Annotated in this window: 20 protein-coding genes; 11 read left to right on the forward strand and 9 right to left on the reverse strand. The window is 71.4% G+C overall.

What is annotated here, in order from left to right; translation table 11 throughout:
- The coding region (locus tag ABZ484_RS22490; protein ID WP_358867693.1) for a Clp protease N-terminal domain-containing protein at positions 1-681 on the reverse strand (681 nt) is incomplete at its 3' end.
- Between the two features lie 156 nt (positions 682-837).
- Here ABZ484_RS22490 and ABZ484_RS22495 point away from each other — a divergent pair.
- Positions 838-1,497, forward strand: coding sequence for a hypothetical protein (locus ABZ484_RS22495; RefSeq protein WP_358867694.1), 660 nt, complete (start codon positions 838-840; stop codon positions 1,495-1,497).
- Between the two features lie 9 nt (positions 1,498-1,506).
- Here the strand turns inward: ABZ484_RS22495 and ABZ484_RS22500 are convergent, their stop codons facing one another.
- The gene (locus ABZ484_RS22500) at positions 1,507-2,415 is read right to left on the reverse strand and encodes a helix-turn-helix domain-containing GNAT family N-acetyltransferase (protein ID WP_358867695.1); all 909 of its coding nucleotides are present in this window, start codon (positions 2,413-2,415) and stop codon (positions 1,507-1,509) included.
- Positions 2,416-2,536: 121 nt separating this feature from the next.
- Here ABZ484_RS22500 and ABZ484_RS22505 point away from each other — a divergent pair, with 121 nt between their 5' ends.
- Both ABZ484_RS22505 and ABZ484_RS22510 read left to right on the forward strand, forming a co-directional pair.
- The gene (locus ABZ484_RS22505) at positions 2,537-2,665 is read left to right on the forward strand and encodes a hypothetical protein (protein WP_267882727.1); all 129 of its coding nucleotides are present in this window, start codon (positions 2,537-2,539) and stop codon (positions 2,663-2,665) included.
- A 103-nt stretch (positions 2,666-2,768) separates the two neighbouring features.
- The gene (locus ABZ484_RS22510) at positions 2,769-4,115 is read left to right on the forward strand and encodes a dicarboxylate/amino acid:cation symporter (RefSeq protein WP_358867696.1); all 1,347 of its coding nucleotides are present in this window, start codon (positions 2,769-2,771) and stop codon (positions 4,113-4,115) included.
- A gap of 162 nt (positions 4,116-4,277) precedes the next feature.
- On the opposite strand, the gene ABZ484_RS22515 is transcribed toward ABZ484_RS22510, so the two are convergent.
- A complete protein-coding gene (locus tag ABZ484_RS22515; protein WP_358867697.1) occupies positions 4,278-5,063 on the reverse strand; it encodes an SDR family NAD(P)-dependent oxidoreductase in 786 nt (261 codons plus the stop codon).
- 163 nt (positions 5,064-5,226) lie between these two features.
- Here ABZ484_RS22515 and ABZ484_RS22520 point away from each other — a divergent pair, with 163 nt between their 5' ends.
- A complete protein-coding gene (locus tag ABZ484_RS22520) occupies positions 5,227-5,958 on the forward strand; it encodes a TetR family transcriptional regulator (RefSeq protein ID WP_358867698.1) in 732 nt (243 codons plus the stop codon).
- A gap of 144 nt (positions 5,959-6,102) precedes the next feature.
- Here the strand turns inward: ABZ484_RS22520 and ABZ484_RS22525 are convergent, their stop codons facing one another.
- Positions 6,103-7,170, reverse strand: coding sequence for a substrate-binding domain-containing protein (locus tag ABZ484_RS22525; protein ID WP_358867699.1), 1,068 nt, complete (start codon positions 7,168-7,170; stop codon positions 6,103-6,105).
- Between the two features lie 312 nt (positions 7,171-7,482).
- On the opposite strand from ABZ484_RS22525, the gene ABZ484_RS22530 reads away from it, so the two are divergent.
- From ABZ484_RS22530 to ABZ484_RS22545, 4 genes are all read left to right on the forward strand, one after another.
- Positions 7,483-8,820, forward strand: coding sequence for an extracellular solute-binding protein (locus ABZ484_RS22530; RefSeq protein WP_358867700.1), 1,338 nt, complete (start codon positions 7,483-7,485; stop codon positions 8,818-8,820).
- Positions 8,817-9,806, forward strand: coding sequence for a sugar ABC transporter permease (locus ABZ484_RS22535; protein WP_358867701.1), 990 nt, complete (start codon positions 8,817-8,819; stop codon positions 9,804-9,806). Before ABZ484_RS22530 ends, ABZ484_RS22535 begins: the two co-directional genes overlap by 4 nt.
- On the forward strand, positions 9,803-10,687 hold the full coding sequence (locus ABZ484_RS22540) for a carbohydrate ABC transporter permease (RefSeq protein ID WP_358867702.1): 885 nt from the start codon (positions 9,803-9,805) through the stop codon (positions 10,685-10,687). The genes ABZ484_RS22535 and ABZ484_RS22540 overlap by 4 nt, the downstream gene beginning before the upstream one ends.
- A gap of 132 nt (positions 10,688-10,819) precedes the next feature.
- A complete protein-coding gene (locus ABZ484_RS22545; RefSeq protein WP_358867730.1) occupies positions 10,820-11,803 on the forward strand; it encodes a hydroxyacid dehydrogenase in 984 nt (327 codons plus the stop codon).
- A 2-nt stretch (positions 11,804-11,805) separates the two neighbouring features.
- Here the strand turns inward: ABZ484_RS22545 and ABZ484_RS22550 are convergent, their stop codons facing one another.
- Together ABZ484_RS22550 and ABZ484_RS22555 are read right to left on the reverse strand one after the other, a co-directional pair.
- Entirely contained in the window at positions 11,806-12,423 is a 618-nt protein-coding gene (locus tag ABZ484_RS22550; protein ID WP_358867703.1) for a DinB family protein, read from the reverse strand.
- 253 nt (positions 12,424-12,676) lie between these two features.
- The gene (locus tag ABZ484_RS22555; RefSeq protein ID WP_358867704.1) at positions 12,677-15,220 is read right to left on the reverse strand and encodes a discoidin domain-containing protein; all 2,544 of its coding nucleotides are present in this window, start codon (positions 15,218-15,220) and stop codon (positions 12,677-12,679) included.
- A gap of 349 nt (positions 15,221-15,569) precedes the next feature.
- Here ABZ484_RS22555 and ABZ484_RS22560 point away from each other — a divergent pair, with 349 nt between their 5' ends.
- Positions 15,570-16,943: an SMI1/KNR4 family protein gene (locus tag ABZ484_RS22560; protein ID WP_358867705.1), complete on the forward strand. Its 1,374-nt coding sequence runs from the start codon at positions 15,570-15,572 to the stop codon at positions 16,941-16,943.
- Positions 16,944-16,950: 7 nt separating this feature from the next.
- On the opposite strand, the gene ABZ484_RS22565 is transcribed toward ABZ484_RS22560, so the two are convergent.
- Positions 16,951-17,763 (reverse strand): SAM-dependent methyltransferase, encoded by an 813-nt coding sequence (locus tag ABZ484_RS22565; protein ID WP_358867706.1) that lies wholly within the window; start codon positions 17,761-17,763, stop codon positions 16,951-16,953.
- A 201-nt stretch (positions 17,764-17,964) separates the two neighbouring features.
- Here ABZ484_RS22565 and ABZ484_RS22570 point away from each other — a divergent pair, with 201 nt between their 5' ends.
- Together ABZ484_RS22570 and ABZ484_RS22575 are read left to right on the forward strand one after the other, a co-directional pair.
- On the forward strand, positions 17,965-20,301 hold the full coding sequence (locus ABZ484_RS22570) for a GH92 family glycosyl hydrolase (protein ID WP_358867707.1): 2,337 nt from the start codon (positions 17,965-17,967) through the stop codon (positions 20,299-20,301).
- Between the two features lie 167 nt (positions 20,302-20,468).
- Positions 20,469-21,053 (forward strand): TerD family protein, encoded by a 585-nt coding sequence (locus ABZ484_RS22575; RefSeq protein ID WP_358867708.1) that lies wholly within the window; start codon positions 20,469-20,471, stop codon positions 21,051-21,053.
- Positions 21,054-21,094: 41 nt separating this feature from the next.
- Here the strand turns inward: ABZ484_RS22575 and ABZ484_RS22580 are convergent, their stop codons facing one another.
- Together ABZ484_RS22580 and snpA are read right to left on the reverse strand one after the other, a co-directional pair.
- On the reverse strand, positions 21,095-21,631 hold the full coding sequence (locus tag ABZ484_RS22580; protein ID WP_358867709.1) for a potassium channel family protein: 537 nt from the start codon (positions 21,629-21,631) through the stop codon (positions 21,095-21,097).
- A gap of 209 nt (positions 21,632-21,840) precedes the next feature.
- Entirely contained in the window at positions 21,841-22,548 is a 708-nt protein-coding gene (gene snpA / locus ABZ484_RS22585; protein WP_358867710.1) for a snapalysin, read from the reverse strand.
- Between the last annotated feature and the right edge of the window lie 157 nt (positions 22,549-22,705).

Here is a 22,705-nt window from a genome sequence, read left to right on the forward strand (position 1 = left end):
CGTCTGCTCGATCTCCTCCGCACGCCCCACCACCGGATCCAGCCTGCCCGCCTTCGCCTCCTCCGTCAGATCCCGCCCGTACTCCTCCAACGACGATGGCGTCCCACCGTCCTGACCCGCAGCGGCACCCTCCCCACGGGCCGGTCGCGCCGGCCTCTCGGCCAGGCCCCGCAGCCGCGACACATCCAGCCCCGCCGCCTGCAACAGCCGGGCGGCACCCGTGCCCTCCCCCTCCAGCAGCGCACCCAGAATGTGTTCGGGCCCGATGTAGGAGGCGCCCGCGGCCTGCGACAGCCCATAGGCGGCGGCCAGCGTCCGCTTGGCCGCCGGTGTCAGCCCCGGCTGCGCCGACACCTCCGCCGACTCCCGCGGCAGCACCTTGGCGATCTGTGCGGCGAGCTCCTCCACGTCCACCCCCGCCTGCGCCAACAGGCCACGCGACGGCTCCACTTGCGTCGCGGCCCACAACAAGTGATCCGTGTCGAGGTCCGGGGTCCCGTCCTCCAGCGCCCGCCGTGCCGCAAGATTGAGCAGCTCCTGCGACGGCTCGCTCAGCAGCCGCCCGATCGGCACCCGCTGCACCGCCGGAGGCGACGTCGCGGGCGACATTCCGAAGAACCGGTTCAACAGCTCACCGAACGGATCCGACGAACCGAAGGCAGAACCGAACGACATCGACATGACGCACTCCTCACCGATGGAGGGGACCCCTACTCACTCAAACGCGCCGCGTTCCGCCCCGCAAACCGTGCATAGGGGGTGACTCGACCGGACCAACCAGCGCGCGCCGGGCCTGCGACGGACGGCACAGTGGTGAGGCAGCCCCCGGGAGGATCCGTGCACGACACATCGCTGAGCAAGATCGTCGACGAGCTCCTGCGTCTGCGTCACGACGCCTCGGGCACCTCACGTGACCGGTCGAAGCCGACCGGTTTCAGCTTGGATCACGAGCTGGTCAGTGGCTTCGTCGCCGGGACACTGGACCCGCGGGGCGAGGCGGAGCTCGCCGACCAGGTGGCGCGCCTGCTGCCGTTCCACTGGGTTCTGCCCACCACCCTCACCGAGGAGATGACACAGGTCATCGACCACCTCGGCGGTCAGCGCGATCTCATGACCTGGCTGGACCGGCATCCGGGCCTGCCACGGCTGGTGGCACGGCTGTACGTCCTCATGGGACTCCTCGATCAGTACAGCGAGGAGTCCGCGGTGGTCACCGCCCTGCGCGAGTCGAGGCAGGAGACACCGTATCCGGCCGGTCTCGAGGAGTACCTGGTGCCCGAGACCGATGACGAGACGCTGGCGGGCCTCTCCTTCAAGATCGAGGAGCTGCTGGGCGACGGTCTGGAGAAGAAGGCCGTCGAGCTCGCGCTGTCCACCGCCGGCTGGGTCCACGACATCGCCCCGCGCGCGGAACGGCTCGACCCGAAGGTCGGTGATCTGGCCGAGCTGATGGAGCACACCCGGGACGACATCCGGGCCTGCGCGGCCCGGGCGTGACAAGGCCGCTCAATCCTGTGGTGCCGCCGGCGGTGCGGTGATGCGCTTCTCGAACCAGTGGTGGGCGTACGGCTCGTCGTTGAAGGCGGGGACCTCCCGGAAACCGCAGGAGTGGTACAGCCCGATCGCCGCGGTCAGGGCCTTGTTGGTGTCCAGGCGCAGCAGAGTGCGGCCGTGCCGGGCGGCCCGCGCCTCCAGTTCGGTGAGGAAGCGGCGGCCGAGGCCGAGCCTGCGGGCGCGGGGCGCCACCCACATGCGTTTGATCTCGGCCGGGGCGCCGGGCGGCAGTTTCAGGCCCGCGCAGCCGACGGGTTCGCCGTGCAGCCGGGCGACCAGGAACTCGCCGCGCGGCGGGGTGAGTTCACCGGCGTCGGGCAGCAGGCTCCGCTCGGGGTCGAAGCCGGTCTCGAAGCGCCCCTGCAACTCTGTGAAGTAGGACCGCAGGCAGTACAGGGCGTCGGGGTGCCCCGGGTCGACGGTCTCCAGGGTCACGGTCCCGGCGGTCAGCAGCCGGTCGACCTCGGCCATGGCGGCGACCAGCCGGGCGCGCTGGGCCTCGTTGAGCGGTTCGAGCAGGGAGCCGGCCAGCTCGTCGCTGCGGGCGTCGAGCGCGGCCCGCTCGGCGCGGCCCGCGTCGGTGAGCCGGACGGTGCGCACGCGTCTGTCCCGGGGATGCGGTTCGACGGTCACCAGACCGTCGGCCTCCAGGGAGCGCAGGAGCCGGCTGACGTACCCGGAGTCGAGTCCGAGGCGCTCGCGCAGCCGCCGTACGTCCTCGCCCTGTGCGCCGATCTCCCAGAGCAGCCGGGCCTCGCCGATCGGCCGGTCGCTGCCCAGGTAGTGGTCGTGGAGCACACCCACTCGCTGGGTGACGGTGCGGTTGAACCGCCGCACCTGGTCAATCTGTGCCGAGTGCATTCTCTGACTCTAGTCAGAGAAATCGCGGCGGGCCAGCGCGCCGCACCCCTGCCGGGGCGCTCGATCCTCTGTCAAAGACCGGCTTTGATGTTCTCAAAGTACAAGTGTTAACCTTTGGGCCATGAAGACAGCAGCCGCGCACCGCGCCGACGCCCCTCGCGGCGTCAGCCGCGCCGCCATGAGCGTGACGCTCGTGGCGCGCCTGCATGTCGATCTCTGCCGCTGCATGTCCGCGGCCTGTCGCGCCTGATCGCGATCTCCTCGATGCAGCGGCGCCGTTGACACGTCCTACGGCCGCCGCTCCCGTACGTCCCGCTCATCCCTTTCCCGCGCGTCCCTACTGGAGTGTGTCCGTGTCCGCCAATACCGGCGATCCGAAGCCCGAGAAGTCCGGCTTCCGCATACCCGTCCCGTTCTGGGCCCAGGTCCTGCTGGGCCTCGCCATCGGCCTGGTCCTCGGCTTCGTGGCCCGGACCTACGACGTGTCCTGGCTCGCCACCACCCTCGACAAGGTGGGCGGCATCTTCGTGCAGCTGCTGAAGCTGGCCGTGGCCCCGCTGGTCTTCTTCGCGATCATGGTGTCCATCACCAACCTGCGGAAGGTCAACAACGCGGCCCGCCTGGCCGGCCGCACCCTGCTCTGGTTCATGATCACTTCGCTGATCGCGGTCGTCATCGGCCTCGCCATCGGCCTGATCTCCAACCCGGGCTCCGGCTCCGACCTCACCCCGGCCGACGGCGCCAAGCCGGACCACGCCGGCAGCTGGCTGGACTTCCTGACCGGCATCATCCCGACCGATGTCGTCACGCCGTTCACGGAGCTCAACGTCCTGCAGATCGTCTTCATGGCGGTCGTCGCCGGTATCGCGATCCTCAAGATCGGCCCGAAGGCCCAGCCGATCCTCACCCTCTCCGAGTCCGTCCTGGAGCTGCTCCAGAAGGCCCTGTGGTGGGTGATCCTGCTCGCCCCGATCGGCTCCGCGGGCCTCATCGGCCGCGCCATCGTCGAGTACGGCTGGAACCTGCTCGGCGACTACGCGACCTTCACCGTCGACATCTACGTCGGCTGCGCCCTGGTCCTCTTCGGCGTCTACCCGCTGCTGCTGGCGACCGTCGGCAAGCTGAACCCGCTGCAGTTCTTCAAGGGCGCCTGGCCCGCCATCCAGCTCGCGTTCGTCTCCCGCTCCTCGGTCGGCACCATGCCGGTCACCCAGCAGTCGGCGATCCGGCTCGGCGTCCCGAAGGACTACGCCTCCTTCGCGGTGCCCTTCGGCGCGACCACCAAGATGGACGGCTGCGCAGCCATCTACCCGGCCATCTCCTCGATCTTCGTGGCGCAGATCTTCGATGTGCACATGGGCATCAAGGAGTACGTGCTCATCGCCTTCGTCTCGGTGATCGGCTCGGCGGCCACCGCCGGTCTGACGGGTGCGACGGTCATGCTGACGCTCACCCTGTCCACCCTCGGCCTGCCGATGGAGGGCGTGGGTCTGCTGCTCGCCATCGACCCGATCCTGGACATGATGCGCACCGCCACCAACGTGGCCGGTCAGGCCCTCATCCCGGTCCTCGTCTCGGCCCGCGAGAAGATCCTCGACCACACGAAGTACGACCACGCGTCGGCCTCCGCGGTCGACGACCTGGAGAGCGTCTACTCCCAGCCGCAGCAGGCCGAGCAGCCCGTCGCGGTGGCCGGCTGACCCGCCTCGCCGGCCGGCTGACACCGCCCGGCCCCTGACGCCGAACACTCCGCCCCGCCGATCGACGATCGGCGGGGCGGAGTGCTGTCCGGTGTGTCGGGGTACGTGCCCTCGCCCTTCTCGATGCCGACGGCCGCCGTCGGAATGGGGTGCGGCCGTCGATCAGAAGTGGGTGCCGCCGTCGATGCGGATCTCGGTGCCGGTGATGAACCTGCCGTCCTCGGAGCCGAGCATCGCCACCACGGACGCCACCGTCTCCGGACCGGCGAACCCCTGCCCGAGCGCGGGCGACAGCTTCGCGAACAGGCTCATGTCGGCGTCCTCGGGCAGCCCCGGGCCCGTGCTCTGCCTGCTGGCGCCGCTGCCGTCGGTCATGCCGGACGAGATGGACCCCGGCTGGACGGCGGTGAAGCGGATGCCCCGCGCGGCGTACTCGGCGGCCAGCGCGTGCGTCATGGCCTGGATGCCGCCCTTGCTCGCCGCGTACGCCGCCATGTAGGGGTGCGCGAAGACCGCCGAGGTCGAACTGAAGTTGACGACCGCGGCGTCCCGGCCCTCCAGCAGCGCCGGAATGCACTCGCGGATCACGAGGAAGGTGCCGACCAGGTTGACCTGGAGGACCCCGGTGAAGGCCTGAAGGCTCGTCTCGTGGGTGTGCGAGGAGCGCAGGATCCCCGCCGCGTTGACCAGTACGTCCAGACCGCCGAGCGCGGCGAGCGCGGCGGCCACCCCGTCACGTACGGAGGCCTCCTCGGCGATGTCGACGACCAGCGTGGTGAGGCGGGCCGAGGCGGCTCCGGCCTTCTCCACGGTGTCCTTCAGGCCTGCCTCGCTGATGTCCGCGGCCACGACGGTGCCGCCCTCCTCGAGGATGCGCAGCGCGGTGGCCTGGCCGATGCCCGAGCCACCTCCGGTGATCAGGGCGCGACGGCCTTCATAGCGGTTCATGCGTGTGCTCCAACCCGGCCGCGCGGTGTCGCGCGGCACCTGTGACGGCGGCTCTCCGGCGTGCCGACGTTCTCGATACGCTCTTCACGTTACGCCTGAGTGGCACGTTTTGCCACCGCGGCACTGCATGCCATGCATCGACCGGAAGCCGTACCCTTCTGCCGTGAGCACGAAGCCGTCACCTTCCCTGACCGAGCGCCGCAAGGCCGCCACGCAACTCGAGATCGCGGACGCGGCCGCCGAACTGTTCGCCACGCGTGGTCCGGACGGCACGACGGCCGAGGAGATCGCCCGGCACGCGGGCGTCGCGCTGCGGACCTTCTACCGGTACTTCCGCTCCAAACAGGACGCGGTGAGCCCGCTGCTCGCGACCGGCGCCGACCGCTGGCGGGCGCTGCTGGAGGCCACCGAGCCGGGGACGCCGCTTCCCCGGGCGCTGGAGGCCGCGGTCGAGCAGGCCCTGTCCGCACCGGACGAGAAGGCCGCCCAGGCGCTGCTCCGCACCCGCGGGCTGCTGCGGGCCGCGACGGACGATCCCGCGCTGCGCGCGGTCTGGTACCGGGTGAACGTCGAGCAGGCCCTGTCCGCACCGGACGAGAAGGCCGCCCAGGCGCTGCTCCGCACCCGCGGGCTGCTGCGGGCCGCGACGGACGATCCCGCGCTGCGCGCGGTCTGGTACCGGGTGAACCAGGAATCCGAGGAACGGCTCGTCCCGGTGATCGCCCGGCTCGCGGGCGCGCACGCCGATCCGCTGGAGGTACGGCTCGCCGCGGCCGCGGCCACCGACGCGATCCGGATCGCCCTGGAGACCTGGGCCGACACGGAGGGCGGGACCGAGGGGCCGGACTCCCCCGCCGCCCTCGCGGTCCGCTGTCTGCGCCGGCTCATCAGGTGAAGGCCCGGCGCCGGCTGTCCGGTGGCGACGCGACCCCGACTCGTCATCGCCGGCGCCCTACGGCACCGGGTGGGACCGGAGCCCGCGTCATCACGTCGAGCGGCAAGCGGTCGTGACCGGCCCGCGCCCGGCGAGCGGCGGATGTCAGGCGGTCGGTGTACCGCCGCAGGAGGCGCGCACCTTGAGTGCGGGGAGCAGTTCGAGCCGGTGGACCGGCAGGGCCGGGCCGTGCCGCAGCCGCCGCAGCAGCAGGTCGACGGCGGCGGCGCCGACGGCCCGCTTGGGCGGGGCCACCGCGGTCAGCGGCGGGGCGCCGAGCGCCGCGAACACGTCGTCGTAGCTGATGAGCGCCAGATCCTCGGGGACGGACAGGCCTCGTGCGCGCAGCAGCGCCGGAAGCTGGATGGCGTCCTGGTCGTTGTGCACGAGGGCCGCGCGCACACCCTGGTCGACGGCCTCGGCGAGTTGCCGGGTCACCGACTCCGGAGCCGTGGCCGGATCGTCTATGTCGATCACCGGCCGCGGCCTGAGACCGAGGGTCTCGCAGCCCTGGACATAGCCGCCGCGCACCTGCAACGCCGTCCAGGTGTCGCGGCGGGCGGCGAGGACGACGGTGTCGTGACCGAGTGCGGCCAGGTGGCGCAGGGCGAGCAGGACGCCGTGGTGGTGGTCGGAACTGACCGAGTCGAGTTCGGCCGCGGGTGTGCCGGCGGCGGCCCGGCGTTCCACCAGCACCGTCGGCACCGGCAGTTCGTTGAGCCAGAGCCGGTCCTCCGGGTCGGCCGTGGCGAGCCAGTTGGGGGTGAGCATCAGGCCCTCGGCGCCCGACTTCAGGAGCTGTTCCGCCTGTGTCCGGTCGGCCCCCGGGTCGTAGGAGGAGATGCCCAGCATCAGATGGGCGCCCGCGTCGGAGGCCGCGGCACGGGCACCGGCGATCACCTCGTCGAAGTACTGGCTGACGGTGTGGCTCACCGTGGGCACGATCAGCCCCATGGTGCGGGCGTCGGCCGCCGCGCCGGTGCGTTCGTCGGGCCCCGAGACCGAACCGTGCGAGCGGCGCACCAGGCCGGCCTCGGCGAGGGCCGCGACATCCCGGCGCACGGTGACCGCGGGGAGGTCCAGACGGGCCGCGAGATCCGTCACCCGTACCGTGCCGAGCTTGCGCACGACCTCGAGGATCCGCGTGCGGCGCTCGTCAGCCGCGATCGACATGGCGGCCCCTTTCTCACCTGACATCACTCACCGTGAGCATATCATTCGATCCGTCTGCGCGGGTTGATCGATCGAATGATCCCTCTCCGTGATGCACAAGGCGAGCAATTCCAACGCCAGCTCCCGGCAAATCACACTCAACCGGACACTCGAAGTTTGATCAGATGCGATCGATCGATCGAGAGGTATTGACTTCGATCTGAAGTGCTCTCAGGATGGCCGGGCCCGAAGGCGCCGGAGTCTGGCCGGTCCCCGGCGCCACAGACTCCCCACCGGGCAACCCCACCCGTCCCGTTCCTCAGGAGCCGAGCCATGTCCGCTGCCCTCTCCCGCAGTCGCAGAGCCCTCCGCGCCGCCGCCGCGCTCACCGCCGCCGCCCTGTCCGCCACCCTCCTCACCGCCTGCGGCGGCGACGACGAGGACCCGGCCGGCGCGGGCAAGACCGTCGACATCACCTTCTGGGGCTGGGCCAAGGGCACCAAGGAGGTCGTCGACGCCTTCAACGCCTCCCACAAGGACGTCCACGTCACCTACGAGGAGATCCCCTCCGGCACGGCCGGCGGCTACGCCAAGCTCTCCAACGCGGTCAAGGCCGGCAACGCCCCCGACGTCTTCAACGTCGAGTACCCGCAGCTGCCCGACTTCGTCAGCCAGGGCGCGGTCAAGGACATCGGCGAGTACGTCGACGCGGACCTCAAGGCCAAGTACCTGCCGCAGGCGGTCCAGTTGACCACCCTCGGGGGCGCCACCTACGCGCTGCCCCTGGACGCCGCCCCGCAGGTCTTCTACTACCGCAAGGACCTGTTCGCCAAGGCCGGCATCAAGACGCCGCCCAGGACGTGGGACGAGTTCCGCGCGGCGGCCGGGAAGCTGCGCGAGGCCGAGCCCGGCGCCCGTATCGCCACGTTCTTCCCCGACGACCCGACCACCTTCGAGGCGATGGCCTGGCAGGCCGGCGCCCGGTGGTTCACAACCGCCGGCGACTCCTGGCAGGTGAGCCTGGACGGGCCCGAGACCGCCAAGGTCGCCGGCTACTGGCAGAAGATGATCGACGACGACCTGGTCCGGGTCGAACCGTCCTTCAGCCAGCAGTGGACCGCCTCGCTGCAGAAGGGGCAGACCGCCGGTTACCTGGGCGCCTCCTGGGGCGGCGGCGTGCTGAAGGGCACGCTCCCCGACCAGGCGGGCAAGTGGGCCGTCGCCCCGCTGCCCAGCTGGAACGGCGACGCGGCCGGCGGCATGCTCGGCGGAAGCACCTTCGCCGTGTCCAAGGACAGCGAGAAGGCGAAGGCCGCGGTCGAGTTCGCCACCTGGGCCACCACCACGCCCCAGGGCATCGAGGCCCGGATCTCCTCCGGCGACTCCTCCGCCTACCCCGCCGACCCCGATCTGGTCCCGGTCGCCGCGAAGGCGTTCAAGGCCGGCTTCTACGGCGGTCAGGACGTGTACGGCGTCTACCGAAGCGCGGCCAAGTCCATCGGGCAGAAGTGGACCTGGGGTCCGGCCATGGGCGTCACCAACACCTCGCTGAAGGACTCCTTCGGACGGCTCTCCTCCGGCTCCGGCACCATCGCCCAGGCGCTCGCGAGCGCGCAGAAGGACACCGTCGCCGAGCTGAAGAACCGCGGTCTGAAGGTCTCCGCGCGATGACCCCGACCGTCCCGACGACCGCCCCCGGGGCCGCCCGCGCGGTCTCGGCCGCGCCCTCCGCCCGTACCGCCGCCGGACGACGGCGGCGGTACGGGGCGCCCACCGCGCTGCTCGCGCCGTTCTTCGTGCTCTTCACCACCGCCACGCTCGTGCCGATCGGCTACGCCGTCCACCTCAGCCTCTTCGCCGAGCACCGGTCCGGTCTCGGCTTCGGCGGCAGCGAGACGGTCTTCACGGGACTCGGCAACTACAGCCGGGCCCTGGGCGACGGCGCGTTCCGCGGCGGCTTCCGCAACCTCGCCCAGTACTGCCTGCTGTACATCCCGCTGATGATGTGCCTGGCGCTGGTACTGGCCCTGCTGCTGGACTCGGCGCTCGTCCGGGCCCGCCGCTTCTTCCAGCTGGCGCTGTTCCTGCCGCACGCGGTGCCCGGCACCATCGCCGCGCTGGTCTGGGTGTACCTCTACACCCCCGGCATCAGCCCGGTGATCGGCGCCCTGAACTCCGCCGGCGCCGGCGTCGATCTGCTGGGTCATCCGCTTCCGGCCGTCGTCAACATGGCCGTGTGGGAGTGGACCGGCTACAACATGGTGATCTTCTTCGCCGCGTTGCAGGCCATCCCGCGCGAGGTTCTGGAGGCCGCCCGTGTCGACGGCGCCGGACCGCTGCGCACCGCGCTGAGCATCAAGGTCCCGCTGATCCGCTCCTCGCTCACCGTCGTCGGCCTGTTCACCGTCATCGGCTCGCTGCAACTGTTCACCGAGCCGATGATCCTGCACGGCACCACCCCCAGCGTCGTCTCCACCTGGTCCCCCAACATGTACGCCTACACCGCCGCCTTCGAGCGGCACGACTACGGCCTGGCCGCCGCCTCCTCGGTGCTGCTCGCGCTGGCCGCCGCCGCGCTCTCCTTCGCCGTCACCCGGGCCACCCGCACCCGCGCGGGCCGCACCCGTCCGCAGACCGAGCCGGGAGCCGCCGCATGACCACTGTCACCGCTCGGCCCGGCACCACGTCCACCCCCGGCCGCCGCCCCTGGTCGCTGTCCAGAACCGCCGTCAACGGCGCCCTGGTGCTGGCGACCGCCTACACCCTGCTGCCGCTCGGCTGGCTGCTGGCCGCCGCCGCGAAGAACACCGGCGACCTGCTCGGCGGGCGCGCCCTGACCCCCTCCACCTGGCACCTCGGCGCCAACCTGCACGCCCTGGCCACCGCCGGCGACGGCATCTACTTCCGCTGGTACCTCAACTCCCTGCTGTACGCCGGGATCGGCGCCCTGCTGTGCGCGCTGGTGTGCGTCTGCGCGGGCTACGCCTTCCACGTCTACTCCTTCCCCGGCAAGGAGCAGCTCTTCGGTCTGGTCCTGCTCGGCGTGCTGGTGCCCACCACCGCGCTCGCGCTGCCGATGTATCTGCTGGCCTCCGAGCTGGGGGTCGTCAACACCTTCTGGGCCGTGTTCGTCCCGAGCCTCGTGAACCCCTTCGGGGTCTACCTGGCGCGCGTCTTCTGCGCCGGGTACGTGCCCGGCGAGGCGCTGGAGGCGGCCCGCGTGGACGGCGCCGGCGAGCTGCGGACCTTCTGGTCGGTGGGGCTTCCCATGGTGCTGCCCGGCCTGGTCACCGTCTTCCTGTTCCAGTTCACCGCCATCTGGAACAACTTCTTCCTCCCTCTGGTGATGCTCTCCGACGACCGGCTCTTCCCCGTCAGCCTCGGCCTGTACAGCTGGAACACCCAGACCCACGCCTTCCCCGAGTACTACCCGCTGGTCGTCACCGGCTCCCTGCTCGGCATCGTCCCGCTGGTGATCGCCTTCGTCGCCCTTCAGCGTCACTGGAAGGCCGGCCTCACCGCGGGAAGCGTCAAGTAGACCGGCGCAGCACACCCCAACGACTCTGCCGCACACGCACCGGAGAACCGAGTGTCCAACCCCCCGACCGCCCCCGCCCCGCAGCCGAGCCCGGCCGGCTCCGGGCACCGGCGCCCGCGCACCCTGCTGGCCATGCACGCCGACCTCGCCGCACGTCTGATCGACCGGCCCACCCTGGCCCGGTTCACCGCGCTCGCCGATCTCGACCCCACGCTCGTCGTCGACGACTTCACCACCCCGCGGGCCGCCGCCGCGCTGCGCGAGAGCGAGGTCATCGTCAGCAGCTGGGGCTGCCCGCCGCTCGACGAGGCCGTGCTGGCACGGGCGCCCGCGCTGCGCGCCGTCATCCACGCCGCCGGGTCCGTCAAGCACCACGTCACCGACGCCTGCTGGCGCCGCGGCATCCAGGTCACCTCGGCGGCCTGGGCCAACGCGCTGCCGGTCGCCGAGTACACCGTGGCCTTCGTCCTGCTCGCCAACAAGCAGCTGCTGCGCATGCGGGACGACTACCGGGCCCGGCGCGGCGTACCGCACGACTGGCTGGCCGCCTACGCCCGCGCCGGGAACCACCGGCGCACGGTCGGTGTCGTCGGCGCCTCCCGCATCGGCCGCCGGGTCCTGGAACTGCTGCGTTCCCACGACCTCGACCTGCTGCTGCACGATCCCTACGTCGGAGCCTTGGAGGCCGAACGGCTCGGCGCCCGCGCCGTGGGCCTGGACGAGCTGTGCGAGGCCGGTGACGTGGTCACCGTCCACGCTCCCGAACTCCCCTCCACCCGGCACCTCATCGACCGCCGCCGGCTCGCCCTCCTGCGCGACGACGCGACCCTGGTGAACACCTCCCGCGGCTCCCTCGTCGACCAGGAGGCGCTACTGGAGGAACTCCTCACCGGCCGCCTCAACGCCGTCCTCGACGTCACCGAACCCGAGGTCCTGCCCGCCGGCTCGCCCCTGTACGACCTGCCCAACGTCGTGCTCACCCCGCACGTGGCCGGCTCCCTCGGCGGTGAACTGCACCGCATGGCCGCGGCCGCCGCCGACGAACTGGCGCGCTACACCGCCGGCCTGCCCTTCGCCCACCCCGTCCACCACGAGGACACCCTCCGCTCGGCCTGACGTCACCGCCGCCGGGCGCGGTACAGGTCGCGCAGCAGGGCGATCTCGGCGCCGTGGTGCAGCAGTTCCTGGTTGACCCACCAGACGACGTCGAGGAACACGTCCTCCGGGTCGCTGCCGTGCGGGTAGGTGCTGTGTCCGACCGTGTCGAGCGCGGCGTCGTCGGTGCTCAGCAGGGCCCGGCGCCATGCCGTGGCGGCGGTGTCGAAGGCCGCGACCGCGCCTGCGGCGTCTCCGCAGGCGCGGTAGTCGTCCCTGGTCAGTGTGTGGCTGCCGGTGACATGGTCGGCCCGCAGGGTCAGCATCTCGCTGAGGTGGGTCAGCCGCCAGGCGAGGGTGGTGAAGGGCGGCGGCGAGGGGTGCGGTGGGGGTGTGGCGTCGCGTCCCCAGTCGCCCGCGCCGGTCAGGAGAGTGGCGCGCGGGCCGGGTCCGTCGGAGCGCCGCCGGACCGACCAGCAGCCGGGTACCGGCTCCCAGAGGTATTCCTCGTCGGTCATGGGGCCGACCTCCACGCCGGTGGCGTCGCCGCTGTCCACGACCGGGCCGGTCATACGGTCGGTGAGGCGCCGGCGTGCGAAGTCGAACTGTTCCAGCAGCGGGGTCAGGCGGCCGGGTGTCACGCGGTGCTCCTGTCGTCGGTGTGCCGGTCCGCCGGTCCTCTCCAGAGCGGACGGTGCGGCCGGCCCGTCACCCTGCCACAGCCCGTGCCGCGGTCGCGCCTCGTTTTTCCCGTGCCGTGCGACGGGCCGTGGGCGTGCCACGGCGCGTGGGCGTGCCACGGCGCGTGGGCGTGCGACGGGCCGTGGGTGCACGGCTCGCCGCACGCCGTCGCCGGGTCGTCCTGGTGCGGCCCGGCCGGTCAGCGCCTCACGGTCACGGGAAGCGGGTCAGCTTGGAGGGCACGGTGTCGGTTCCCGAGGTGGGCGCGCCGGTGTCGTTGACGACGTGGGCGTACTGGCCCTTGCCGCCGAGGGAGATCACCAGCACGTCGTGCAGGACGACGCCCGACCTGACGGGCACCTGGAAGCCGTGGGCCTGGACGATCGACGGATCGGCCGTGTAGTTGCAGTAGCTGCCCAGTCCCCAGGCCTCGTGGGTGGTGACGGAGTCGGCGACCTTGTAGGCCGCGTAGCCGACGATGCCGTCGTGGGTGATGGCGGCCGCGTTCGGGGCGTCGTAGGCCTTCTCGTTCTGGAAGAAGATCGTCCGGCCGCGCTCTCCGTTCCAGTACACGTCGTACTTGTTGAAGTGCTCGACGAACAGGCCTGTGGCGAGCACGTCGTCGCCGTTGACGCGCAGGCCGTAGTCGGCCCGGTTGGTGTCCCAGCCGACGCCGCTGCCGTGGTCGGCGCGCCACAGCCAGGTGTGGTCGATGACGACGTCGTCGCTGTTGACGACGACCGAGTTGGTGGCGAGGCCGGGTCCGGCGCCGCCGATGCGGACGAACACGTCCTGCATGGTGGTGGGGTCGGCGGAGTGGTCCGCGGCCGAGCCGGGCGGACCGATCTGGAGCAGGGTGTCGGAGTTGACGGAACCGGCGTCGATCAGGAAGCCGGCGAGCCGGACGCCGTCGACGTCGGCCACGTGCAGGGCGTCGACGCCGTTGTCGGGGACCAGGGTGGCCAGGCCGAGGCCCAGCACCACCGTGTCCGCCCGGGTGACGTCGATCGTCCGGTCCAGGTGGTAGACGCCCGGGGTGAACAGCAGGTTGAGGCCCTGGGACAGTGCCTGGTTGATGGTCGCCGCGGTCGCGCCCGGCTTGACCACGTAGAACTGGTCGAGCGGGATCGAGGTGCCCGCGTTCGCCGGCCAGGAGACACCGCGGGCGTTGGTGCGCTTGGCGGGCACGAACACCTTGTAGGTGCTGCCGTCGAGGTAGAGGAACGGCTTTTCGCGGGAGACGGGCGTGGTGTCCAGGGTGGTGTACGGGCCGGTGTCGAAGTTGGTCGCCGGGGCGCCCTGGACACCGGTGAACGTCATGTTCCACACGCCGTTGGTCCAGCCGCCGACGGAGCTGTCCCGGGTGTACCACTGCTGCTGCGAGTACGGGCCGACGGTGCCGTCGATCTTCGAGTCGGCGATGTAGCCGCCGGAGGCCCAGCCGTAGCCGTTCGGGGCGAGGTTGAGGCCGCCCTGGACGTGGATCCGGCGGAAGGGCGCCGCCTGCGCGACGGCCCACCGGTCGGTGCCGTTCGACGGCCTGATGGCGAGGTTCTCCGCCGAGCGCCAGAAGTTCTGCGTGGCGTTGCCGTTGAACCAGCCCGCGTCGACGGTGACGTCACCGTTGATCTGGGTGTCGTCGGGGTTGAGGCCCAGCCCGGAGATGGAGGTGTAGAAGCCGATCTGGGCGTTGATGCCGTTGTAGGTGCCCGGCTTGAGCAGGAACTGGTAGCGGCCGGTGCCGAACTGGGCGGACTCCTGCTGGGCGAAGACCTGGTCGAACTTCTGTTGCAGGTTGGGGGTGGAGGGGTCGACCACGATCACGTTCGGTCCGAGGTCGCCGCCGCCCTGGACCGGTCCCGTGGTGCCGGACGAGCCGGTGTGCACGGCGACCTCCCACAGCGAGTAGCCGTAGCCGGTCGCGCGCACGGTGCCGTAGATCCGGAGGTACCGGCCGGAGCCGCTGACGTCGTAGGAGGCGGTGCCGCCGGTGGCGCCGGTGACGCTGCGCAGCGTGTTCCAGGTGTGGCCGTCGGTGGAGGCCTGGATCTGGAACTCCTTGGCGTAGGCGGCCTCCCAGGACAGGTCCACCTTGCACAAGTCCTGCACGGAGCCCAGGTCCACCTGGACCCACTGCGGGTCCGAGGCCGCGCTGGACCAGCGGGTGCCCGGGTCGCCGTCGAAGGCGGCGGAGGCGGGGGTGCCGGCGTTCTCGGTGGAGGAGGCCGAGGCGGGCCTGCCCTGGGCGGCGTTCGCGGTGCCGCAGGAGGAGGGGGTGGATCCTCCTGTGGTCCCGAAGACCTGGAACTCCCAGAGGGAGTAGCCCCACTGGGTGGCCCGGTGGATGCCGTACATCCTCACGTAGCGTCCCTGGCCGGAGACGTCCAGGGTGTCGGTGCCGCCGTCGCCGCCGGTCACGGACTTCAGGTCGGTCCAGGTGCTGCCGTCGGCGGAGATCTGGACCTTGTAGTCCTTGCCGTAGGCGGCCTCCCAGTCGAGGACCACCTTGGTGACCGAGGCCGTCGCGCCCAGGTCGACCTGGAGCCACTGGGTGTCACCGGCGGCCGACGACCAGCGGGTGCCGGTGTCGCCGTCGACGGCGTACGCGGCCGGGGTGCCGCCGTTCTCGACGGAGGACGAGGTGGCGGTCTTTCCCTGGGACAGCGGTGTCTCCGCCGCCGAGGCGGGGGCGTGTGCGGGAAGGGTGATGAGCGCCGCCGCTGCGGCGAGCGCGACACCCAAGGATCTGCGTCTCATACGAATCCTTGTGGGTGTGATGGGGAGTGACGGCGCGGGCGCGACGGCAGGACACTGCGAGCACGGCCCCAACCGCACGCCCACACCGCTTAGTTCACGACTTGATTTAACTGATGACACGACAGTCGCGGCAAGCCCCTGGACACGGGAATCTTTCAAGCGTTGACGAAGTCCCCGCCGGCCCCGGGCCGATCACGTTCAGAAGGAAGAGCGACAGAACAACGACGCGACGCCGCCGGAAGAAGGACGCGGAGGCGGAGGAAGCGGACGGCGAACGGGCACGGCGGCGGCGGACGAGAACACGGGATAATCGCCTGCGTCACATCACGGGATCGACCGGAGGCCACCGTTGTCCTCGCTGTATGACTTCGCGACCTGGGAACCGCTGTTGAGGCTCCTGCGGCCCGGCACCGAGGACCGGGTCTCGGACCGGGACGGCCGCGTGGGCGGACAGATCGGCCGCTACGGCTGGAGCGTTCCCGTACGGCGGAGCCTTCCGCGGCCGGGGCGGGCCTCGCAGGCCGAGGAGATGCTGGACGAGTTCACCGCGGTGAAGCGGGTGCAGAGCGCGCTCACGGAGGCCGGCGAGGACAGCGTCGCGTTCGTGGCGGAGCTCTCCCCCGCCGGGAAGGCCGTGCTCCATCTCCTGCGTTCCGGTCCCGCCGTGGAGCCCGGTATCGGCGGTCCGCATCCGGGTGCGCTGCTCCTGGTCGAGAACGCCGTCCCCGAGCCCTGGCGCCGGTTGCCGGACCCGGCGCCCGGGGCGGTGCCGGCCCCGTCGGCGGACCCGGCGGTGCTGGAGCGGACCCTGCGCGAACGGGTCCCCGGCACGGTCGGCGCCACGGAGGCGGACATAGCCGCCGCCGAGGCGCGTCTCGGCGTCGCGCTGCCCGACGAGCTCAAGGCGCTCTACCGGGTGACGCGGGCCCGGTGGGACGACTGGCGCGACGACCAGGAGGCGGCGGACCGCCTGTGCGACGCGGTCGGGTGCGAACTGTTTCCCCTGGACGACCTGTACATCGCCGACGCGGCGTCCCGTCGCTGCCCGTGGCGGTTCGCGGCGAAGGAGGCGGTCGTCACCCCGCCCGACGCGGCCGTGCAGGGGCTGGTCGGCTCCCCCGGCTGGATCGTCTTCGGCGACAACGGCGGCGGCGACCGGATCGCGGTCGATCTGACCCCGGGACCGCGCGGGCACTCGGGCCAGATCATCATCCTCGGTCACGAGCAGAACACCGGCGCCGACCTGCTCGCCGGCTCCCTCACCGATCTGGTGCTGAACGGGCCCGCGGACGAGCTCCCCGGCCCCCGCGCGCAGCAGCCGCCGGTCGTGGCACACGTCAACATCCGGAGCCTTACGAGCGTGGAGGCCGCCGCCCACGCCGGGCTGGAGGTGCTGTCCATCGGGGTGTGGGACCGCACGCCGCTCAGTCTCGCGCCGCTGTTCGGGCTGCCCCGCCTGCGGACCCTCACCGCCTATCCCGGCACGCTCGCCGACCCGCTCCAGATCGCGGAGCTGGCCGGACTGGAGTTCCTGGAGCTCGGGCCGGAGGAGTGGCGTGCCCTCCTCGACGCGGGCGCGGTCCCGCGCGGCCTGTCGGCCGCCGCCATCGTCGCGCACGGCGACCGGGACCCGCTCGCGGCCACGGCCCTCGCCAACGAACTCCTCGCCCTGTGGGACCGGCCCCCGATCACCCGGACGGTCCTCGAGGGCGACCTGGGCTGAGGAACCCTCAGTTCTTGCGGCCGACCCCGCCGAACATGGCGACCTCGGGCGGTTCGGGCCCGTCGGTGTCGGGGCGCCAGCGGTTGCAGGAGACCACACCGGGCGCGAGCAGTTCCAGCCCGTCGAAGAACCGGGCGACGGCGCCGGGAGTGCGCTGGGTCAGTCTCGGTGTGCCGTGCTCGTTCCAGAAGGCGACGGCGGCGTCGACGTCGGGCATGTCCGGCCGGGTCACGGTGTGCGACAGCACCAGGTGACTGCCCTTCGGCAGCGCGTCCATGAGGCGGCGCACGATCCCGTACGCCTCCTGGTCGTCCTCCACGAAGATGACGACGCCGAGCAGCATCAGCGCCACGGGCTCGGTCAGGTCCAGGACGCGCCCGGCCTGTTCCAGGATCGAGTCGACGTTGCGCAGGTCCTCGTCGAGGTAGTCGGTGCGGCCCTCGGGGCTGCCGGCGAGCAGGGCCGCGGCGTGGGCGAGGACGATCGGGTCGTTGTCGACGTAGACGACGCGGGACTCGGGCGCGATGCGCTGGGCGACCTCGTGGGTGTTGTCCGCGGTGGGCAGCCCGGTGCCGATGTCGAGGAACTGCCGGATGCCCGTCTCGCCGGCGAGGTGGCGCACCGCCCGCCCGAGGAACCGCCGGTCGGCCTGCGCGTACTCACCGATCCCGGGGTGCAGCCGGCGGATCTCGTCCCCCGCCCGCTGGTCGACCGCGTAGTTGTCCTTGCCGCCCAGCCAGTAGTTCCAGATGCGGGCCGTGTGCGGCTGGTCCGTCTTGATCCTCTTGCTCAGCTCGTCGAAGCCGGGGCTCTCGGTCACGTGACGCCCTCCAGGTCAGACCGGTGATCGCTCAACAGGCAACCTAGCGGCCCGAGTTGACCGACGGCGACTCATTCGGCCGGACGGCGCGGCGCAACTGCGGCCCGCGCGCCCACTCTTGACGGGCACACATACGGCGCCAAGAATGAGGCGGTCCGTTTTGACAACGTTGTCCACGTCTTCTCGGGAGGGCCCACGCCCATGAGATGGACCCAGCGCATACGCGGCGCGGGAACGGTGGCCGCGGCAGTCGCGCTCCTCGGCGCCGCCCTGACCGCGTCGCCCACCGCTCGGGCGGCCGCGGCCACCGCCCCGGACGGCCGCCTCACCGATCTCGTCAACCCGTTCATCGGGACGCAGAACGAAGGCAACACCTACCCCGGTGCGGCCGTGCCCTTCGGGATGGTGCAGTTCTCGCCGGACACCGGCCACAACACCGGCTACGACTACGCGCAGAACCACATCCGCGGCTTCTCGCTGGTCCATCTCTCCGGCGTCGGCTGCGGCCTGGGCGGCGACCTGCCGGTGCTGCCGACCACGGGTGACGTCACCGAGACCGACTACGCCAAGTACCAGGCCGAGTTCAGCCACGACGACGAACAGGCGAGCCCCGGCTACTACAAGGTGGGGCTCGGGACCGGCGTCGAGGCCGAGCTGACCGCGACGGCGCGCACGGGCGTGCAGCGCTACACCTTCCCCGCCACCGACAAGGCCAATGTGCTGCTGAACGCGGGGCAGTCGCTGCACCGGACGGTGTCCACCAAGGTCGAGGTGCTCGACAACCGGACGGTGCGCACCGCGATCACCGGCAGCGGCTTCTGCCAGGACACCAAGCCCTACACCGTCTACACGATCACCCGCTTCGACCGCCCGTTCACCGCCTACGGCACCTGGGACGGCTCCACGGTCACCTCCGGCGCGAAGACCGGCACGGGCGGCGCCTACGTCCGTTTCGACACCACCAAGGACCGTACCGTCGAGGCGACGACGGCCCTGTCGTACGTCGACGCCCACGGCGCGGGCCTGAACCTCCGGGCCGAGGGCGGCCGTTCCTTCGACCAGGTCCGCGACGCCGCACGGCGGGCCTGGGAGGAGCGGCTCGACGACGTGCGCGTCCAGGGCGGCGGCGACACCCTGCGCCGCACCTTCTACTCGTCCCTGTACCGGTCGTTCCTCGCGCCGAACATCGGCAGCGACGTGGACGGCCGCTACACCGGCTGGGACCAGCGGATCCACCGGGCGACGGGCTTCACGTACTACCAGAACTGGTCGCTGTGGGACACCTACCGCACCCAGTCCCAGCTGCTGTCGCTGCTCGCGCCGCGTGAGGCCCGGGACATGGCGATCTCCGTCATCAGGATCGACGAGGAGAGCGGCTGGCTGCCCAAGTGGGGCTACGGCACGGTCGAGACGAACATCATGACCGGCGACCCCGTCACGCCGTTCCTCACCAACGCCTACCAGCAGGGCCTGCTCAAGGGCTGGGAGGAGCGGGCGTACCGCGCGCTGAAGAAGAACGCCGACGGTGTGCCGCCCTCCGACTCCCCGGCCGTGGGCCGCGAGGCGAACAAGGAGTACATCGCGGACGGTTTCGCGCCGTACATCAAGGGCCGCCCGCACGCCAAGCCGGGCGACTCCGACTACGACCACGGCGCGTCCGCGACCCTGGAGTACGCCCTCTCGGACGCCATGCTCGCCGAGATGGCCCGCGACCTCGGCCACGACGCCGACGCCGCCCGCTACGCCGCCCGCGCCCAGAACTACCGGAAGATCTTCGACCCCTCGACCGGCTTCTTCCGCGCCCGGGACGCCTCCGGCGCCTTCACCGGACCGGCGGACCCGGCGCAGAGCGAGGGCTTCCACGAGGGCACGTCCTGGCAGTACCAGTGGCTCGTGCCGCAGGACCTGCCGGGCATGGTCTCCCTGATCGGCGGCAAGCAGGCGGCCGACGACCGGCTGGACTCCTTCTTCGCCTACGACCAGCTCCTCCAGGACCCCGCGAAGACCGCCCGCGAGGTCTGGGTGAACGGCCCGTACGACTACTACAACGCGGACAAGTACAACCCGCAGAACGAGCCCGACCTCATCGCGCCCTACACCTATCTGTCGACCGGTCAGCCGTGGAAGACCACCGACGTGGTGCACGCGGCGCTGACCCTGTTCACGGACACCCCGACCGGCATGACCGGCAACGACGACCTGGGCACCATGTCCGCCTGGAACGTGCTGTCGTCGATCGGCGTCTTCCCGGTGCAGCCCGGCTACGACACCTGGGGCCTGTCCACCCCGGTCTTCGAACGGGTCGACCTGACCCTGGACCGGCGCTACTACCCGCGCGGCTCGCTCACCATCACGGCGCCGGGCACGTCGGACGGCGACCGCTACATCCAGTCGGCCCGCGTCGACGGATCCCCGTACGGCCGGACGTACCTGACGACGGACGCCCTGCGGCACATGACGTCGCTCGCCTTCACGGTCGGCGCGCGGCCGTCCGCCTGGGGGACGGCCGCCGAGGACGGGCCGCCCGCGCTGAACTGAGGCCGGAAGGCCGGGCCGGCGGTGACGCGTCGCCGGCCCGGCCGCAGTCCCGCATCCGGTGCATACAGGGATGAAACGGCAAGCAGCAGGCCAGTCGTGCGCAACGATGTGTGTTCCAGGCACACTTTGGCTGTCGGAGTACCCCCTCACCAGAGGATGATCTACACATGATTACGCTGACGAAGGAAGACGGCCCCGCGGACCTGGACGGTGTGACCCATCTGTCCATCGGGGTGTCCTGGGACCCCACCGCCGGTGCCAGTGGCGGAGTGATGGGGATGCTCCGCCGCAAGGCCGGCACCGACCTCGACCTCATCGCCATCGCCATGCAGGGCGCCGACCCGGTGCGTCTGGCGGGCCTGGACTCGCTGGATCCCATGGGCAACGGCTCGCTGGTGCACAGCGGCGACAACCAGACCGGACGGGGGGACGGCGACGACGAGACGGTGACGGTCGAGTTCGGCCGGATCCCGGCCCAGATCACCTCGATCGTGTTCGTCGCCGCCGCCTTCAAGAAGGGAAGCTCGTTCCAGAAGGCGCGCAACATCAGCTTCAAGGTGTACGACGCGACCGGGGGCAGCTCCCAGCAGGTCGCCGACATCTGGCCGAGCCTGCTCACCCAGGACAACGGCTGCGCCGTGGCCAAGGCCGTGCGCGCCGGCGCCAGCTGGAAGCTCGAGGTGATCAATGTCACGGGGAAGATCAAGCAGGGTGACGAGCACGCCCTGATGCGATTCGCCGTCAGCAAGTAGTGACCCGCGCGCGTACACGCAGGGGCGTACACGCGCGGCTCTCACTCCTGGTCGTCCGCGGCCCGGGCCGGGCCGCGGCCCGGGGCGGGCGACCGGTCCCGCTGGCGCAGCCCCGCCTCGATCGCGCCCGTCAGCACGCGTGCGGCGACGCCCACGAGCAGCAGGCCGCCCGCCATCTGGAACATCGTCAGCACGCGTCCCGTCTCGGACCGGGCGGTGATGTCGCCGTATCCGACGGTGGCGAACGTGGTGAGAGCGAAGTACAGGGCGTCCGTCCTGGTCAGCCGCTCGCTGAAGGAGCCGGGGGCGGAACGGTCGAGAAGGTAGTAGGCGCCGGCGAAGAGCAGCAGGAACAGCGGCAGCGTGGCCGCCAGGGCCTCCACGGCCTTCAGGCGGGGGTACGGGGAACGGGCGACGACCACCACCTCCCAGCCGAACATCGCCGCGGTCGCGAGCAGACCGCCCGCGAGCAGCGCCGACGTCACGGCCGTGTCGTGATGGTCCAGGGGCAGCAGGTAGTACGCGGCGACCAGCCCGGCCGTGACGCACACGGCACGGCCGAGGGACAGGGCGGACACCCATCGGGGCGACCGATGGCGTGCGGCCCGAGGGGTACGGCCCCTCCGGCCGTTCGGGCCGTTCGGGCCGTTCGGGCCGTTCCGGGGCGCTGCTGGATCGGTCATGCGGTGTCTCTTCCGTTCCGCTGCCGGAACCGGGTGCGGGGTCCTCTCCCGGTTCATCGTGGCAGCGGAACGGACGGATCACACCCGCGCCACTCCGGGCGCCGTCAGCGCCTGGTGTTCACGGCGGCCAGGGCCTTGGCCAGGCCGTAGGCCCACAGCTGGTCGACGCGGGCGCGCTCGGTGGCGTTGGGGTAGCGGTTGGTGCAGGAGGGGCCGGGACCTCCGCCCGACATCAGCTCGCTGCACGGGCCGCTGTAGTGGTCGGGCAGACCCAGCACATGGCCGGTCTCGTGGGCGGCGACGCGGATCGAGTCGTACTGCCGGTTCTGCGTGTAGTCGAGGAAGATGTACCCGCTGCCGTGGCCGTCGGTGGAGGCGTAGGAGCCGCGCGGGTCGCTGCCCTCGTAGTAGGCGAAGTCCGCGCCCGACGAGGTCGCCTGGAGCTTCACGTTCGACACGGAGCTGTTCCAGATGGAGGCGGCGCTCGATATCTGGGAGCGGAAACTCGGCGCCTGTGAGGCGTTGTAGTAGACGGTGACCGACTGCAGGTTCGGGTGGGCGGCCTGCTTCTCGGCGACCGACTTCAGTACGGCGTCGAAGAACGCCTTGTTGTTCGCGGCGTCCTCGGCCGAGCCCGCGTAGCGGGCGGAGGCGGCGAGGGTGGAGCCGGCCGGGGCCGGGTGGGCGGCCGTGCGGGCGCTCGCCGGGCTCGCGGTGCCCAGTGCGGCGGAGGCCAGGCCGAGGCCGAGCGCCAGGGCGACGAGTCTCCTGGAGGTCTTCGCGGACCGTGCGCCCGTGCGGGACGAGATCATGTGGGGGCTCCTTCTCGTTCTGTGGGGTGGAACGATCGGTTGCCCATGAGTCTCGGGGAGGCCAACGAGCCTGGGGATGATGGCAATTGGGGATAGCGCCGGGCTATCGGCGGCCGACTCGTGCGGTTTCGTCGCGATGTGAACATCTGGTGGGGCG

It is taken from the genome of Streptomyces sp. NPDC006393, from assembly GCF_040628575.1.
In the GTDB taxonomy this organism is placed as follows: Bacteria; Actinomycetota; Actinomycetes; order Streptomycetales; family Streptomycetaceae; genus Streptomyces.

Coding starts and splice junctions, on each gene's coding strand:
- ABZ484_RS22505 (WP_267882727.1), top strand. CDS start 2,537: ATGAAGACAGCAGCCGCGCACCGCGCCGACGCCCCTCGCGGCGTCAGC.
- ABZ484_RS22535 (WP_358867701.1), top strand. CDS start 8,817: ATGACCCCGACCGTCCCGACGACCGCCCCCGGGGCCGCCCGCGCGGTC.
- ABZ484_RS22575 (WP_358867708.1), top strand. CDS start 20,469: ATGATTACGCTGACGAAGGAAGACGGCCCCGCGGACCTGGACGGTGTG.
- snpA (WP_358867710.1), bottom strand. CDS start 22,548: ATGATCTCGTCCCGCACGGGCGCACGGTCCGCGAAGACCTCCAGGAGA.
- ABZ484_RS22530 (WP_358867700.1), top strand. CDS start 7,483: ATGTCCGCTGCCCTCTCCCGCAGTCGCAGAGCCCTCCGCGCCGCCGCC.
- ABZ484_RS22525 (WP_358867699.1), bottom strand. CDS start 7,170: ATGTCGATCGCGGCTGACGAGCGCCGCACGCGGATCCTCGAGGTCGTG.
- ABZ484_RS22545 (WP_358867730.1), top strand. CDS start 10,820: ATGCACGCCGACCTCGCCGCACGTCTGATCGACCGGCCCACCCTGGCC.
- ABZ484_RS22570 (WP_358867707.1), top strand. CDS start 17,965: ATGAGATGGACCCAGCGCATACGCGGCGCGGGAACGGTGGCCGCGGCA.
- ABZ484_RS22515 (WP_358867697.1), bottom strand. CDS start 5,063: ATGAACCGCTATGAAGGCCGTCGCGCCCTGATCACCGGAGGTGGCTCG.
- ABZ484_RS22500 (WP_358867695.1), bottom strand. CDS start 2,415: ATGCACTCGGCACAGATTGACCAGGTGCGGCGGTTCAACCGCACCGTC.
- ABZ484_RS22540 (WP_358867702.1), top strand. CDS start 9,803: ATGACCACTGTCACCGCTCGGCCCGGCACCACGTCCACCCCCGGCCGC.
- ABZ484_RS22555 (WP_358867704.1), bottom strand. CDS start 15,220: ATGAGACGCAGATCCTTGGGTGTCGCGCTCGCCGCAGCGGCGGCGCTC.